Origin of the sequence: Paenibacillus nanensis (genome assembly GCF_003583765.1) — a bacterium.
Lineage (GTDB): Bacteria > Bacillota > Bacilli > Paenibacillales > Paenibacillaceae > Pristimantibacillus > Pristimantibacillus nanensis.
Genome location: NZ_QXQA01000011.1, coordinates 184,788 through 199,483, shown reverse-complemented (window position 1 = coordinate 199,483; position 14,696 = coordinate 184,788). Strand labels below are relative to the sequence as shown.

The 14,696-nt window shown below is 55.2% G+C and carries 13 protein-coding genes; 2 read left to right on the top strand and 11 right to left on the bottom strand.

The window, feature by feature from the left end; translation table 11 throughout:
- Positions 1 to 326: 326 nt before the first annotated feature.
- The 8 genes from argS to D3P08_RS17570 all read right to left on the bottom strand — a co-directional run bounded on the left by argS (position 327) and on the right by D3P08_RS17570 (position 7,692).
- Positions 327 to 2,009, bottom strand: coding sequence for an arginine--tRNA ligase (argS, locus tag D3P08_RS17605; RefSeq protein ID WP_119601019.1), 1,683 nt, complete (start codon positions 2,007 to 2,009; stop codon positions 327 to 329).
- Positions 2,006 to 2,449 carry a YwiB family protein gene (locus D3P08_RS17600; protein WP_119601018.1) on the bottom strand — a complete coding sequence of 148 codons (444 nt, stop codon included), beginning with the start codon at positions 2,447 to 2,449 and terminating at the stop codon, positions 2,006 to 2,008. Before D3P08_RS17600 ends, argS begins: the two co-directional genes overlap by 4 nt.
- A gap of 92 nt (positions 2,450 to 2,541) precedes the next feature.
- Complete coding sequence (locus D3P08_RS17595; protein ID WP_240647623.1) at positions 2,542 to 3,081, bottom strand: DNA-deoxyinosine glycosylase; 540 nt, start codon at positions 3,079 to 3,081, stop codon at positions 2,542 to 2,544.
- Positions 3,082 to 3,230: 149 nt separating this feature from the next.
- Positions 3,231 to 4,256, bottom strand: a complete 1,026-nt coding sequence (locus D3P08_RS17590) for a tyrosine-protein phosphatase (protein WP_119601017.1) — start codon at positions 4,254 to 4,256, stop codon at positions 3,231 to 3,233.
- Positions 4,257 to 4,296: 40 nt separating this feature from the next.
- Positions 4,297 to 5,133, bottom strand: a complete 837-nt coding sequence (gene phnE, locus D3P08_RS17585) for a phosphonate ABC transporter, permease protein PhnE (RefSeq protein WP_119601016.1) — start codon at positions 5,131 to 5,133, stop codon at positions 4,297 to 4,299.
- Positions 5,133 to 5,924 (bottom strand): phosphonate ABC transporter, permease protein PhnE, encoded by a 792-nt coding sequence (gene phnE / locus D3P08_RS17580; protein ID WP_119601015.1) that lies wholly within the window; start codon positions 5,922 to 5,924, stop codon positions 5,133 to 5,135. The genes phnE (D3P08_RS17585) and phnE (D3P08_RS17580) overlap by 1 nt, the downstream gene beginning before the upstream one ends.
- Positions 5,925 to 5,926: 2 nt before the next feature.
- Positions 5,927 to 6,730 carry a phosphonate ABC transporter ATP-binding protein gene (phnC, locus tag D3P08_RS17575; RefSeq protein WP_119601014.1) on the bottom strand — a complete coding sequence of 268 codons (804 nt, stop codon included), beginning with the start codon at positions 6,728 to 6,730 and terminating at the stop codon, positions 5,927 to 5,929.
- A gap of 29 nt (positions 6,731 to 6,759) precedes the next feature.
- Complete coding sequence (locus tag D3P08_RS17570) at positions 6,760 to 7,692, bottom strand: phosphate/phosphite/phosphonate ABC transporter substrate-binding protein (RefSeq protein WP_240647627.1); 933 nt, start codon at positions 7,690 to 7,692, stop codon at positions 6,760 to 6,762.
- 203 nt (positions 7,693 to 7,895) lie between these two features.
- Here D3P08_RS17570 and D3P08_RS17565 point away from each other — a divergent pair, with 203 nt between their 5' ends.
- Both D3P08_RS17565 and D3P08_RS17560 read left to right on the top strand, forming a co-directional pair.
- A complete protein-coding gene (locus tag D3P08_RS17565; protein ID WP_119601013.1) occupies positions 7,896 to 8,540 on the top strand; it encodes a GntR family transcriptional regulator in 645 nt (214 codons plus the stop codon).
- A gap of 238 nt (positions 8,541 to 8,778) precedes the next feature.
- Positions 8,779 to 9,693 carry a copper amine oxidase N-terminal domain-containing protein gene (locus tag D3P08_RS17560; protein ID WP_119601012.1) on the top strand — a complete coding sequence of 305 codons (915 nt, stop codon included), beginning with the start codon at positions 8,779 to 8,781 and terminating at the stop codon, positions 9,691 to 9,693.
- An 88-nt stretch (positions 9,694 to 9,781) separates the two neighbouring features.
- On the opposite strand, the gene lacZ is transcribed toward D3P08_RS17560, so the two are convergent.
- The 3 genes from lacZ to D3P08_RS17545 are packed head-to-tail and all read right to left on the bottom strand — an operon-like array spanning position 9,782 to position 14,593.
- Complete coding sequence (lacZ, locus tag D3P08_RS17555; RefSeq protein ID WP_119601011.1) at positions 9,782 to 12,844, bottom strand: beta-galactosidase, LacZ type; 3,063 nt, start codon at positions 12,842 to 12,844, stop codon at positions 9,782 to 9,784.
- 56 nt (positions 12,845 to 12,900) lie between these two features.
- Entirely contained in the window at positions 12,901 to 13,725 is an 825-nt protein-coding gene (locus tag D3P08_RS17550) for a carbohydrate ABC transporter permease (RefSeq protein WP_119601010.1), read from the bottom strand.
- Positions 13,718 to 14,593, bottom strand: coding sequence for a carbohydrate ABC transporter permease (locus D3P08_RS17545; protein ID WP_119601009.1), 876 nt, complete (start codon positions 14,591 to 14,593; stop codon positions 13,718 to 13,720). Before D3P08_RS17545 ends, D3P08_RS17550 begins: the two co-directional genes overlap by 8 nt.
- Positions 14,594 to 14,696 lie beyond the last annotated feature (103 nt).

Here is a 14,696-nt window from a genome sequence, read left to right as displayed (position 1 = left end):
TTACCCCTCATGCGCTCCACTTTGCACGTTTTTTCGTACAAACTGCCCCGCCGCAACACACATTCGCTCCCTTTTGTACGAAATTTCGTACAAACTGCCCCATCTTACCCTCATGCGCTCCACTTTGTACGATTTTTCGCACAAACCGCCACGTGGCACCACACATTTGCTCCCTTTTGTACGATTTTTCGTACAAACTGCTGCTTCTCACCTCTCACTAGCCCACTTTTTCACGAAATTTCGTACAAACTGCCCCATCTGCATCTCCAGTAAAAACAAAAAAAGGCCGTCCCAATCTTCCGATTAGGACGGCCCTCAAAGCTCTATTACATGCGCTCAGGCGCGGATACGCCAATGAGGCGAAGCACGTTCGCGATCGCGACGCGCACGGCGCCGAGCAGCGCGAGGCGGGCGGCTGTCTGCTCCGCGTCTTCCGTAATGACGCGCTCCGCGCGGTAGTAGCTGTGGAGCTGCGCCGCCAGCTCGTATACATAGCGAATCAGGCGATGCGGCGCGTACTGCGCGGCAGCCTCCGCGATCTCTTGCGGCAGCTCGCCGATTTTGCGGATGAGGTCGAATTCCGCCTCCGAGCTCAGCTTTTGGAAGTTTACACTGCTAACGTCCGGGATTGCGACGCCCTGCTCCTCCGCTTGTCTGTAGATGCTGCAGATGCGCGCATGCGCGTATTGCACGTAGAACACAGGGTTCTCGTTGGAAGTCGAGATCGCGAGATCCATGTCGAAATCAAGATGCGAGTCCATGCTTCTCATCGAGAAGAAGTAGCGGATCGCGTCGACGCCAACCTCGTCCATCAGATCTTCCATCGTTACCGCTTTGCCCGTGCGCTTGGACATCTTCATCTTCTCGCCGTTCTGATACAGGCTGACCATCTGCGCGATCAATACCGTCAGCTTCTCCGGATCGTTGCCGAGAGCCGCCATCGCCGCTTTCACGCGCGGAATATAGCCATGGTGGTCGGCGCCCCAAATATTAATCATGCGGTCGAAGCCGCGCCCGTATTTGTCGCGGTGGTAGGCAATGTCAGGCGTCAAATAAGTGTAAGAGCCGTCATTTTTGACGAGGACGCGGTTCTTGTCATCGCCGAAAGGCACCGTCGCGAGCCAGGTTGCCCCCTCTTCCTCATACACATGACCGGAAGCCTTGAGCGCGTTCAGTCCCTCTTCTACCAATCCGTTCTCATATAGAGACGTCTCGCTGAACCAAACGTCGAAGCCGACGCGGAACCGGTTCAAGTCGCGCTTAATTTTCTCAAGCTCTTTCTCCAGACCAAAGCTGCGGAAAAAAGCAAACCGTTCGGCATCCGAGAGCTTCAGCAACTCGTCGCCCTTCTCCTCGGCAAGCCCCTTGGCAAACGCGATAATATCTTCGCCGTAATACCCGTCCTCCGGCATGTCCGCTTCCTGGCCAAGCGCCTGACGGTAACGCGCTTCCAGAGACAGCGCCAGATTCTCGACTTGTTTGCCGGCGTCGTTAATATAGTATTCGCGCGTTACATCATAGCCCGCGAAATCCAGCAAGTTGCACAGCGAGTCGCCTACAGCCGCTCCACGCGCATGGCCTAAGTGAAGGCTGCCGGTTGGATTGGCGCTGACGAACTCGACCTGCACGCGGGAGCCTTGGCCGACGTTCACGCGGCCGAAGTTTTCGCCCGCTTCAAGCGCTTGCGAAATAACCGGATACAGATAGCTTTTGTCCATGCGGAAGTTAATAAAGCCGGGCCCGGCAATCTCCGCCGACTCGATAGACGCGCTCTTCACATCCAGGTTCGCGATAATCGCCTCCGCGATTTGGCGCGGATTCTTCCTAGCCAGCTTCGTCAGCTGCATCGCGGCGTTCGTTGCGAGGTCGCCGTGCGATTTATCCTTCGGCACCTCCAGCACAAATACGGGCAGCTCATCTCTAGCGGCCAGCCCCGCTGCAACCGCAGCGTCAGCAATCGCTCCCTTGACCTTATCGTATAATTCGTCCAATACATTGCCATTGCTCATGATTGATGATCCTCCTGTATATGGAGACGGATATGAAACCGCCCCGATAATTGCTCGCTTACGTACAGCTCATACCGCCATTCCAGCGTAAAAGGCGGCGAAGTCGGCAGCAATGCCCTTGGCCCATCCGCAGCAGCTTTGGCTTGCAGCTGAAGGGACCGCGTCCGCGTCTCAAGCTCGAATACGGTGAGAGCGGACCGATATGTTCCCCTGCGGTTCTGCCCGGCTACAAAATGCTGCTCCGACTGCACCCCGCCGCTTCGCTTCACAAACAACTCGCCCGGCGTATAACGGACCAAGGCGCGCGTCTCGCCGCTCTCCTCGTAACGGATGAACAGCGACCGTTCTTTGCGGAACCAGTCGCCCTTGTAACGATGCGTGCTTTTTTCTCCGTCCAGTTTGCTTTCTACTATAATGATGGCTTTGCCGCTGTCGTTCATTGCCCCGCTCCCGCTTGTCTTTCATCTCGTATTTACTACTATATACAGGAAGTTCTCTAATTTCAACGGCGGAGTGCCGCCGGGAGGCAGGTTTAACTCTCCTCCGTATACGGCACGATAACCCGCCAAGCCCCAATCCGGTCCTCCAAGTTCCGCATATGCTTCGTCGGAATCGGGCTGGAGGAAGGAAGCTTCAGCTTGGCAATATGCGCAAATGCCGGATGCTTGCCGAATGCCTTTCGGAACGTATCAAACGCCTTGCCGCCGTTAAAAGCAATGCACCGAATACCGGGATATTGCGCGAGCAGGCCGGGAAAATCGTTCGGAATCTCTTCTTTTATATTGGCGTCCAAACTGCCCTCTCGTTCGCAAGAGCCGATAATATCCCATAATGCGACGCCATGCTGCTGAATAAACGCGATACGGTTCTCATACACTGGATCAGGCGCGGGGTACTCGATTTGCCCCGGTTCCTTCTCTCCGAACAGCCCGTACATAATCCGCCAAAAAAAATTTTGCGGATGCCCGTAAAACTGCCCGTGCTCAAGCGACTTCACGCTAGGCGCCGTACCCGCAATCAGCACGCGCGCCCGTTCATCGATAATAGGCGGAAACGAATATATGCGCGACAAATGAGCGCCCCCTTTCATCTTCCCATTATATCCTTCCAAAAGAAGCTCATGCGAATGCGAATGCGAATGCGAATGCGATGAATGGTTCCCGGAAAAAGAAAAAGGCACGCTCGTATGGCGCACCTTCACTTCCTAAGACGATAGATTTCCTACTCTAAATAGAGCGAACGAAGTCTTGCCAGTTCCTCCATACTAAGCCCCAGACCCGTTACCCAATATCCTTTAAAATTTCCATAGCGCGCATCGATTTCTTCGAAGGAAGCGGCCAAATAGTCCGGCTTCGCCATCATAAGCGCGTGAATGACTTCAGGATCCAGCTTACCGAGCATTTCGGCATGAGTATCCCTCTGGCCGCTCATCTGCTCCTTGAACCGTTCCGAAAATTGATTCGTAATGGCATAATCCTCCAAAATATCTTCCCTGCCTACGCCAAGCGCCTGCAACACGACGGAGGCGATAAAGCCCGTACGGTCTTTGCCCGCCGCGCAGTGAAACAAGGTCGGCTTGCCCTCGCGCTGCAGCAGCTTGCGGAAATATTCGGCCGTAAGCGCCGTATTGCTCACCATGCCCCGGTTCATATGCGCAAGCATGTCGATCGTAATCGCACGGCCGGCCATCATCTCCTCGGGATTGGCCGACGCCAAAAAGCTTAACTGCTCGTTCGCCGCATCGCCGATCGCCGGACTCGGGCTTACCGCAAGCTCCGCGTCGGAGCGAAGATCGCAAATCCATGCAAGCTCCAGCGTCTGCAGGTAAGCGAGGTCCTCCTCCGTTAAGAGGGACAGTCCTGCGGACCGGTACAGCTTGCCCCACTTCACGGCCCGGCCGTCTGCCGTTCTGTAGCCGCCTAGATCGCGGAAGTTAAGCGCTCCCTTCAGCGGAATGATCCGTTCGGCGACGGCGACGGTCTCGCCTCCTTCGAATTTCACGAAATAATAGCTGCGGCCGTTCGGCTTTGGATCCTTAAACGTCAGCTCCTGCGCTTGCGTCACCACCGCTACCAAATGCGCAGTCTCTTCCGCGAGGTTGGCGGCATCGCTGCGGCAGATCGTCACCTTGCTCACCGTGAGCGGCGGACGCCACGACAATCGAAGCTGCTCGCCGTCCACTCTTTCCAGCATGACCTTGCGGATACCCTGTGTCTGCGTTGTGGATATCTGCTCTTGTATACTCATAATCGTCACTCCTTCAGTTGAATAATGTCGGTTAGCCGCTTTAAGCGCGCTTCCGCATGCGGCGCTTCAGACGGTTGGATACAATCTCCACGCTGAACACCATAATAAAAATAACAAAGCCGACAAACAGCGCCTGGTCGAACCGATAGCTGCGCATGGCGTGGGACAGCTCAAAGCCGATGCCTCCCGCCCCTACGGCGCCAAGAATCGTCGATTCGGCCAAATCGCCCTCGAACCGCATCACGCACCATGCGAGAAGCGCAGATAAGGCGCAAGGCAGAACGCCCTGTATAATAATTTGGAGCCAGCTTGCTCCCGTCGAACGAAGCGCTTCGATGACGCCGTCATCGACTTCTTCAAGCGATTGGGCGAACACCTTAACGAGGCTGCCTGTCGCGCCGACCGTAATGGCGAGCACGCCGGGAAGCGGTCCCATGCCGACAGCCACGATGAAGATGAGCGCCCAGATCAGCGTCGGAATGGCCCGCAGCAGGGACGCCGCGCTGCGCACCAGCCAGGCGACCGATTGATGCGGCGTCGTGTTAGCCGCCGCCAGAAAAGCGAAAAAGAAGGAGACGATGATCGACAGCACGGTTCCGAGGATGGCGACTTGGATGGATTCGACCGCCGCGCCTAACACGTGCTGCCACTGGGAGGCATCCGGCGGAAACATCAAGCTGACCGTTTTCGCGAATTTGGATACGCCGGACAGCAGCCGGGAGTAGTCTAAATTCAGCTGAATCAAGCTGAAGATAAAGAAAGCGACAGCGAACAACCCATACCACCGAAGGCTGCGATAGCTGCCGGCGGACTTCACAGCAGGAGGCCTCTCTTCCGGCTGCCGGTTGATTAGCGTGTTCGTCCTATTTTCTGCCATTAGATAATCCTCCCCCTGATGCGGTTCGTCAGAAATTCTGTCGCCAGCACGATGACCAACACCAAAATAACCGCCATACTAACGTCTTTGTATTGAAAAAGTTTAATGCCGGATTGAATGGCGAAGCCGAGTCCCCCTCCCCCGACCATCCCGACGATCGTGGACGCTCTGACGTTGATCTCTAGGTTATAGAGAGACCAGCCGATAAAGCTAGGCAGGAATTGCGGAAGCACCGCTTGCCCGATCACTTGCCAATAGCTCGCCCCGGCCGCGCGAAGCGCTTCGACTTGACCCATATCGATCTCCTCCAACGATTCCGCAAAGCACCGCACCAGCATTCCGATAGATACGATGAGCAGAGACAACGTGCCGACCAGATTGCCAAGGCCGAAGGAAGCTACGAGCAGAATCGTCCAAATGATAACCGGAATGTTCCGGAACATCGCCGAGAAGGCGCGAAGACCAATCTGCAAAGCGGGATGCGGGGAGGTCGTCGCCGCCGCGAAAATCGACAGCGCCCCCGCAATCAATGAACCGACGAACATCGCCGCAAAGCTCATGTAGATCGTATCAAGCGCCGGTCCGATCAGATCCGCAAGGCCGGAGAAATCAGGCGGCATAAGATCGACGAATACAAACTGCGCGCCGTCGCCGAAGCCTCCCCAAAGAGCCGGCAGACTAAAGCCGGTGCCGAAGGCCGACCAGATGGAGAGACCCGCGAGCAGAATGAGAAACAGCAAGAGCTGATTCCGTTTCCATTTCCGAATGCGCTGAAGCTGCTGCTCGCTCATCGTTACGCCGTCTCCTTCCGCGCCGTGTCGGCCGGCTCGTCATTCGGGCGGACGCTTTCCTGAGGCGCTTTATTATAAATGAGGTGAATCATTTCATCCGTTAACTCTTCCGGCGTCCCGTCGAACACCTTCCGCCCCTTATGAATGCCGATAATTCGCGAAGCGTACTTTTTCGCCATATCGACTTGATGGAGATTGCATAAGCAGGCGATGCCATCCTCAGAGCAGAAACGGTGCAGGCTGCTCATGACCGTCTCTGACGCTGCGGGATCCAGACTTGCGATCGGCTCGTCGGCGAGAATCAGCTTCGGCTGCTGAGCCAGCGCCCGGGCGATGCCGACGCGCTGCTGCTGCCCGCCGCTCAGCTCATCCGCCCGCTTATGCGTCTGCTCCTGCAAGCCTACGCGCGCAAGCAGTCTCCTCGCTTCCGCGATATCCGACTTGGCGAATAATCCAAGCGCGCCCTTCCAGCTGCTCATATAGCCTAGCCTTCCGTGGAGAACGTTCGTAAGCACGGATACCCTTTCAACCAGGTTGAAGCCTTGGAAGATCATGCTCATTTCCCGGCGGATGCGTCTTAGCTTGCGGCCTTTGGCCCCGATTGTCTCATCGCCCTGGAAGGCGATGCTGCCTTCCGTCGGCTCCACCATCCGGTTCAAGCACCGGAGAAGCGTGCTCTTGCCCGCTCCGCTCGGTCCGATCACCGCGATAAACTCTCCGGCCTCCACTGTAAAATCGATTCCTTCCAATCCTACCGTTCCGTCCGCATACACCTTTCTCAATCCTTCAACCTTCATCAGCGCCATGTTCTCTCGTCCTCCTGCCTTTCCCTCTATTAGTTAGCCAGCATCTCTTCCGGCGACATCTCCAGCATTTCCGCTACCTCGCGCACCCCGTCGAAATCGGAGTCCTCGGCCGGGAAGAAGCCCTTAGCGCCCAGTCCTTCGAAATAAGCCGGGTTTTTGTCCGCGTAGCTAAGCGCGAATTCCCGCATTTTGTCCACCAGATCCTGCGGCAGATCGCCTCGGTATGCCAATGCTCCGCCACCCGGAATGGGATCGGACTCCGCGATCACGCGAACATCCTCCGGGTTGATCAGTCCCGCTCCGCCAATCATCTCAATGCACTGGCTGCAAGTGGCGGCGCCATCGGCGTCACCGTTCGCAATCGCTAGAAGCGATTTGTCATGTCCGCCGGAGAAGGACACATTGCCAAAAAACTCCGGAATTTCGTCATTGGCAAGGTTAAGCTGCTTCATTAATGTCGCGCGCGGGTACAAATGGCCCGTTGTGGACGCCGGATCGGCGAACAGGAAGTTTTTGCCCTTCAGTTCCTCCACCTTCTGGACCGGGGAGTCCTTCGGCACGATGATGACGCTCGTTCCTTCCGTGCCGGGACCATTGTTCATTGCGGCCAGCAGCTTCGCGTTGCTGCGCTCGGCCGCAATGATATAGCCGAATGGGCCGTATGTCGTCAGGTCGATTTTTTTGGAACGCATCGCCTCGATCATCATGTTGTAGTCCTCGCCCTGGAACGTCTCGACCTCTATGCCCAAATATTCGCCCAAGTCCTTCGCGAACTGATCCGCTCCCCGGCTCAATTCGCCGTCCTCCATCGGCAGGCTGCCGATTCGCAGCACCTTCGGCCATTCTCCTGAGGACTCGCCGCCAGCAGCAGTCTCGTTTGCACTCTGGCCGCAGCCTGCAAGCACAAGCATCGCCGCCGCTATCATGATCAACATCATTTTCCAACCGTTTGCATTCCGCATTTTCAGCACCGTAAAGCCTCCTAAAGGTTCGTATTTTCAACTGGTACGCAACTAGAATACAAGCTTAATGTCAATGGAGTATTTGCTCCGTATTGAGAGTTTGTGAAGGGGCGAAAACCCTTGCGCGGCCAAAAGTCCGACTGTTAAGATAAGGTTAATTGCGGAAAACGTAAGAGGGTTTCCTCTAGCATGAAAGGAATTGGATGATGGCCTCACAGTCTGAGATTGCCTACAGCATATTAAAGGAACGAATTATCGGCGGGCGGCTAACGCCCGGAACGCTGCTGTCGGAGAACGAGCTGGCGGAAGAATTGAAGATGAGCCGTACCCCTGTGCGCAACGCGATTACGCACTTAGAATCGGAGGGGTTTGTCGTCTCGCTGAAAAACCGCGGCGTGCTGATTAAAGAAATCAACGGAAAAGAAATGCTCGATATGTATGAGGCGACGATGGCGATGCTGGTGTACACGCTCGATGTCATCGGCGAGCGCGGAGTAAGGCTGAACCTGGAGCGGCTGGCGGAGCTGCTCGAGAAGCAGCTGCAAGCGGAGCAAGCCGACGATTATTTGAGCTACATGAAGCATTCCATGTTGTTTATAAAAGCGGTTGTTTCCTCTATCCACAATCAGGCGATGCTGGCGGTTATGGACACGTATGTCGATAAAATTTCGATGGCGGCTTACATCAACTATTTAAATACCCCGTATATCAAGCATTACTCCGCCAATGCGCTGAACCGGTCTATTTACGAGGCGCTGAAGGACGGAAAAGCGGACGAGGCGCGGCGCATCGTTAAAAACGCGCTGGCCTACGCCCGCGAACGGATGCTGGAAAGCGGTCAGTTCTAAAGCTTCAGACAAAGCTCTCGGCAAGCGGCCGGGAGTTTTTTGTCGAAATCCGACCATTAACCCCCTACTTTTGTCCTTATTGGATAAGAAACTTCCAGACTTCGGTAGTTCTTACTTCCTTTTTTCGCCATTCCTTTCCCGATCGGATTGATAATGGATAAATCTCTCAGCTATAATTGCCACTATGCTTGTCCTAATAGAGTTAATAGATGGAAAACAGTGCGAAGGAGATTAAAGCATGAAGAAGTTACTGACCAAAAAAACGTTGATTGCAACAACCGTTGTATCCCTGGCCCTTAGCGTGGGATCCATCGCGTATTCCGCGACGACCCAGAAAAAAATAACCGCTTTGCAGGACTACGCGATCAGCATTGAGGTAGGCGGCAAGGAAGTCGATCTGGAGCTTGACGGAAGCACGCTGTATCCAATCAAGTACGAAGGAAGAACTTACGTCCCTGCGCGGATCGTAGCCGACGCGCTTGGCGCGGATGTGCAGTGGGACGCGAACCGTCAAGTCGTTGTTATTACCCCGGAAGGCCAGACGCCTCCAGTCATCGATAACAGCAAGCCAAGCACGCCGCCTGCAAGCACATCGGGCAACAAAGGCACCTTTGCCGATCCGGTTAAATTCGGAACAGCCTTTACGTACACCGACCTTGTAAATTATAAGCCTGGCGAATACGATACAAGCTCGGCCGACTACACGGTTACGCTCAAAAAAGTGACGCCGATCCCTGTCAGCGATTATGAGGACTATCGCATCGATACGACCGATCTGGATCCGGATGTGGAATATGTAAGGGTTTTGGTCGATTTGAAGGTGAAAAACGTAACGATGAAAGCCGGCTCCGAGGGCACAGGCTATGCCTACCTGGCTAACTTCACGCCTCAAATCTGGGGAGCCCAAGCCTTGAACGATTACTACGTGATCGGCGGCTGGGACAGCGGCTTTGCAGGATCGATGGACGAAAAAATCGATGCGGTGCTGCCAGACTTCCCGAAAGTAACGCCGTCGACTAAAGGCGCTTCCTTCGAAGTATCCGGCGAGTGGCTGCTGCCTGTCATCAAAGGCCAAGAAAACTATTTGGTCCTCTCCCGCCAGGACACGACGCTGGATTACGAGGATACGAAAATTTTCTTTAAGCTGAAGTAATCCATTCGATTTCGCTAAGCGGCAAACCTAAAGAGGAGCTCTCATCCCGAGAGCTCCTCTTCTTATTACCCTGCAGAAAGATATGACGTTACACTCGCTCAATGACAAAGGAGAAGGACAGGTCGCGGTCTCCAGGAATGGTAAACTCCTCATGCACCGGCGCCCCCCAGCTGTCATCGCCGCCTACGCCCATCTGGCGTCCCGCTACGGTTACGACGGTGTAATGAACCGGCGGCAGTTCATAGACATGCTGCGCGCTCTCCAGCTCGAAGGCGGTATACGGCGAGATGCTGCATTCGACCGGCTCGCCGTCGGCCACGATGCGAATGCCCCGGTTCAGCGCATCCGTTACGCTGACTCTGCGAACGCCGGTCCGGTTGCCTGACTCCTGCGGCATCACATAGCCCGATACTTGCTCGGCGACCGTTCCGCTGAACGAGCAGAGCCGCGCGCCGTTCGCGCGGTCCGCGTAGTTCTCCTCCGGTCCCATCGCGTACCAGTCGAGCCGGTCATAATCGGCAGGCACCTTGAAGGAAACGCCGAACAGCGGCATATTCGGCAGCCCTGCCGCTCCTTTATACGCCGAAGCCACGCGGATGCTGCCGTCGGCTCGCACCGTGTAGGAGATTACCGTCTCAGCCTCTTCGCTGATCGAGAATTGATAGCGGTACGCGATCGTCACGCTGTCCGCTTCCTCCCTTACTTCCGCCAAAACGCCTTTGCGGGCGAGGCTTGCCGCGAACCAAGCTCCTGCGGTAAAGCCTTGGGCATAGCCGCGGTCGTTGTCTGTCGTCGCGCGCCAGAACTGCGGAGCCGGAGGCGCTGCGATCATCTCGCGGCCGCCGTAGCGCAGCGATATCAGGCTCATCGCCTGCTTGGAAAAGATCGCGCTGAAATCGCGGCCCTTCACTCCGATATTGACGTCGCCGTGAACGACCTTCAGTTCGCCGGCGCCCGTATCGCCGGCGGATGCGCCCGCTATTCCCGCTTCCGCAGAGGACACCCGGAATATATGCTGGCCGAAGGCCGCCTCATGCCCGGCCTCCGCCCACAGCGTGGACGCCTTCAAGCGGAGGGAAGCGCTCAGAGCGTATTCGCCCGCAGCCAGACCGCTCGGAAGCTCAAGCGGGAACCGCTGCTCGGCCTTCGGCGCGACGACAGCGCCTTCGATTGTCCCTCTAACCACCTCGCGTCCCTCGTAAGCTAAAGTATAGATAAGCTCGTACGCCGATGTGTCCACAAACAGATTTTCGTTGCGTATTGTAATCCCTTCCCGGTCGGGATACAGCTTCACATTTTGATACAGGAACTTGACCTCCTGCATCTTCGGCGACAGTCTGCGGTCCGCGTAGACGATGCCGTTCGTGCAGAAGCCGTAATCGGTCGGCCTATCCCCGAAGTCGCCGCCGTACGCCAAATACTCTTTGCCGTACCGGTCCTTCTTCACTACCGCCTGATCGATGTAGTCCCAGATGAAGCCGCCTTGATACATCGGGTACTCCCGCTCGAGATCCGTATATTTTTTCATGCCGCCGAGCGAATTTCCCATCGCGTGCATATATTCGCAGCTGATGTACGGCTTCTGCGGATCGTTATCGAGATACGCTCTAATATCCTGCGGCTTCGCGTACATGCGGCTTTCCATGTCGCTTGCTTCCGTATAAGCGCGATCGTAGAATACCCCTTCGTAATGGACGAGGCGGCTATTGTCCACAGAGCGGAAATACCTGGCGACATTCACCAGCACGTCGCCTACATACGATTCGTTGCCGAGCGACCAGATGAGGACGGACGGATGGTTTTTATCCCGCTCGTACAGCGAAATCGCCCGGTCCATTACGATGTCCTGCCACTCCGGCTTGCTGCCCGGAATGTTCCAGGACGGCTCGACGGCGCCCATCTTCTGCCACGAGCCGTGCGTCTCGAGATTCATCTCGTCGATCAAATATATGCCGTACAGATCGCACAGCTCGTACCAATAGCTTTGGTTCGGGTAATGCGAGGTGCGAACCGCATTCAGGTTGTTCTGCTTCAGCGTCCGGATGTCCCAGAGCATATCTTCCTTCGTGATGGCGCGCCCTCTGCGCGGATTGAATTCGTGACGGTTCACGCCTTTGAACACGATCCGCTCGCCGTTAATCGTCATGAGCTTATCCTTCATTTCGAAGCGCCGGAAGCCTACCCGCTGCGGAATCGCTTCGACCAACCGGCCGTCCGCGTCATAGATTTCGATCAACGCTTCATACAAATTGGGGGCCTCGGCGCTCCATAGCTTGGGCTCCTGAATCTGTAGCGCCAGTTCCGCACGCTTGGAGCCGTCCAGCTTCAGCTCCGCTGCCGCAGTGGTACCGCCTTGGGTATCAACTAGCGTGACGACCGCCTTAGCGCCGGCCGGCGGCGCTTCCCGGAATGTAAGAGCCGCCGTCAGCGTGCCCTTCTTAAACGTCTCGTCCAGCTCCGGCTTCACGTGCAAATCGTATACGTGAATGGAAGGCACGGTATAGAGATGCACATCGCGGAAGATGCCCGAGAACCGCCAAAAATCCTGATCCTCCAGCCATGCGCCCGTGCTGCGCTGGTACACCTCGACCGCCAGCTTGTTCTCGCCCTCGCGCACGTAAGGCGTAAGCTCGAATTCCGACGGCGTAAAGCTGTCTTCGCCATAGCCTACGAATTCACCGTTCAGCCATACGTAGAAAGCCGTCTCCACGCCCTGAAACGAAATAAACAGCGGTTTGCCCTGCATATGGCCGGGCACATGGAATGTCTTCATATAGCTGCCTACCGCGTTATCGGTTTCGGAAACTTGCGGCGGGCGCAGCTCCTCATGCCCGTCCCACGGGTACATCGTATTAACATATTGCATTTGGCCGTACCCTTGCGTCTGAATATGCCCCGGCACCTCGATCTCATCCCAGCCCGAGCAGTTAAAGCCCGCTTCAAAAAAAGCTGCCGGTCTCGACGCCGGATTCGGCGCATACTGGAACTTCCAAGTGCCGTTCAAGCTGTGACGCATCGCCATCGGCGCGCGCGCCGCAGCCTCCTCCGTCGTCGCGTAATACGCGTGGTCCGAATGCGCAGGCAGCCGATTGACGGCAAATATGGTTGGATCGCTCAGCCAATCCAGGCTGGGCTTTGTCGTTATCGTCATGTTGTCGGTCTCTCCTATCCCCTTAAGAGGTTGTTTTGAACTTTAATTTTTTCTCCTTACTTCACCGAACCCGTCATTCCTGCCACAAAGTGCTTCTGCATCAAGAAAAAGACAATTGCCGTCGGAAGGGTCGCGATCAAAATAACCGTCATAATAACGCCGTAGTCCGGCGAGTAGCTGGAGCCAAGATTCGAGATGAGCAGCGGAATCGTCCGCTTCACCGGCGACTGCAGCACGACAAGCGGCCACAGGTAGTTGTTCCAGCTGGACATAAACGTAATGATGGCCGCAGCCGCGTACGTCGTCTTCATCGTCGGCACGTAAATCCGGAAAAACACGCCCAGCTCGCTGAGCCCGTCGATCCGGCCAGCCTCCAGCATATCCTTCGGAAACATTTTCGTGCTCTGGCGGAAGAAGAAGATCAGGAACGCCGTTGTCACCGTCGGCAGAATAACGGAAGATATCGTGTCGATCCCGATAATCGGCATCGTCTGCGAGATGGTGCCGAACATCCGGTACAGCGGCACCATCAGCGCGGCGAACGGAATCATCATGGATATAAGCAAAATGCTGAATACGGTATCCTTCGTTTTGCTGCGGAAAATTTCAAAGCCGTAACCGGCCAGCGAAGCGATCAGCAATGCCAACACCGTCGTCGTAATCGATATTTGGGCGGAGTTGAGCAGCGCCGGCACAATGTCGATCGTTTCGAACGCCTTGCTCAAATTTTCGAACAGATAAGGGCCCGGCAGCAGCTTGCCCTGCGTAACATCGACCGAACGGTTCGTCGAGCTGACGATCATCCATAAGAACGGGAAGACCGACACAATGGCCGCGATGCTTAAAAACAAATACATGAAGACGCGTTTCAGCTTACCCATTCTTATCACCTGCCAATTTGAACTGTAGAATCGAGAAGATGACGATCAGAATAACGATGGCGTACGACACCGTCGCGGCGTAACCGAAGTCCGGCGTATATTTGAACGAGAGGTTATAAATATATTGCGACAGCGTCATCGTCGAATTGCCGGGACCGCCCTTCGTAATGTTCATCACCTCGTCGAACAGCTGGAGCGTGCCGATCGTCGACGTAATAGATGTGAATAGAATGATCGGCTTCAGCAGCGGCACCGTAATGCTCGTGAATTGACGGAACGACGATGCGCCGTCGATGCGGGCGGCCTCGTAAATCGAGCTGTCTATATTTTGCAGGGCCGACAAATAAAAAATCATGTTGTACCCCGTCCAACGCCATGTAATGGCGATAATGATCGTGATTTTAGCCCAGAACGGATCGGTGATCCATTCGATGGGAGCGTTGATCAGATGAAGCTTAAGCAGCATCGTGTTAATGAGGCCGTCCGGCCCGAACAAATATTTGAAAATAACGGAGTAAGCGACGAGCGACGTGACGGCCGGCAGGAAAATCGCCGTGCGGAAAAAGCCCTTCAGCTTCAAATTTTTGTCGTTGAGCAGCACTGAAATAAACAACGCCAAAATAATCATGATCGGCACTTGGACGATCAGGTAGATGAATGTGTTTTTTAAAGCCGCGATAAACGTGGTGTCCGTGAACAGTCTCTTATAGTTATCCAAACCGACGAACGACAAGTTCGTTCCCATCCCGGATTGGAACGACATGATGAGCGCCTGGATCATCGGATAGAAATAAAATACGCAAATCATAATGACTGCGATGGATATAAAGGACCAGCTGACGATATTCGCTTTCGCCCTTATGTTCATAGCCGCGCCTCCTTCAAGTTTTTGCGAAGCAAAAACTGCTTCGTAAGCATGTACTTAAGTTTTTGCGAAGCAAAAACTGCTTCGTAAGCTCGGGCCTAAGCCT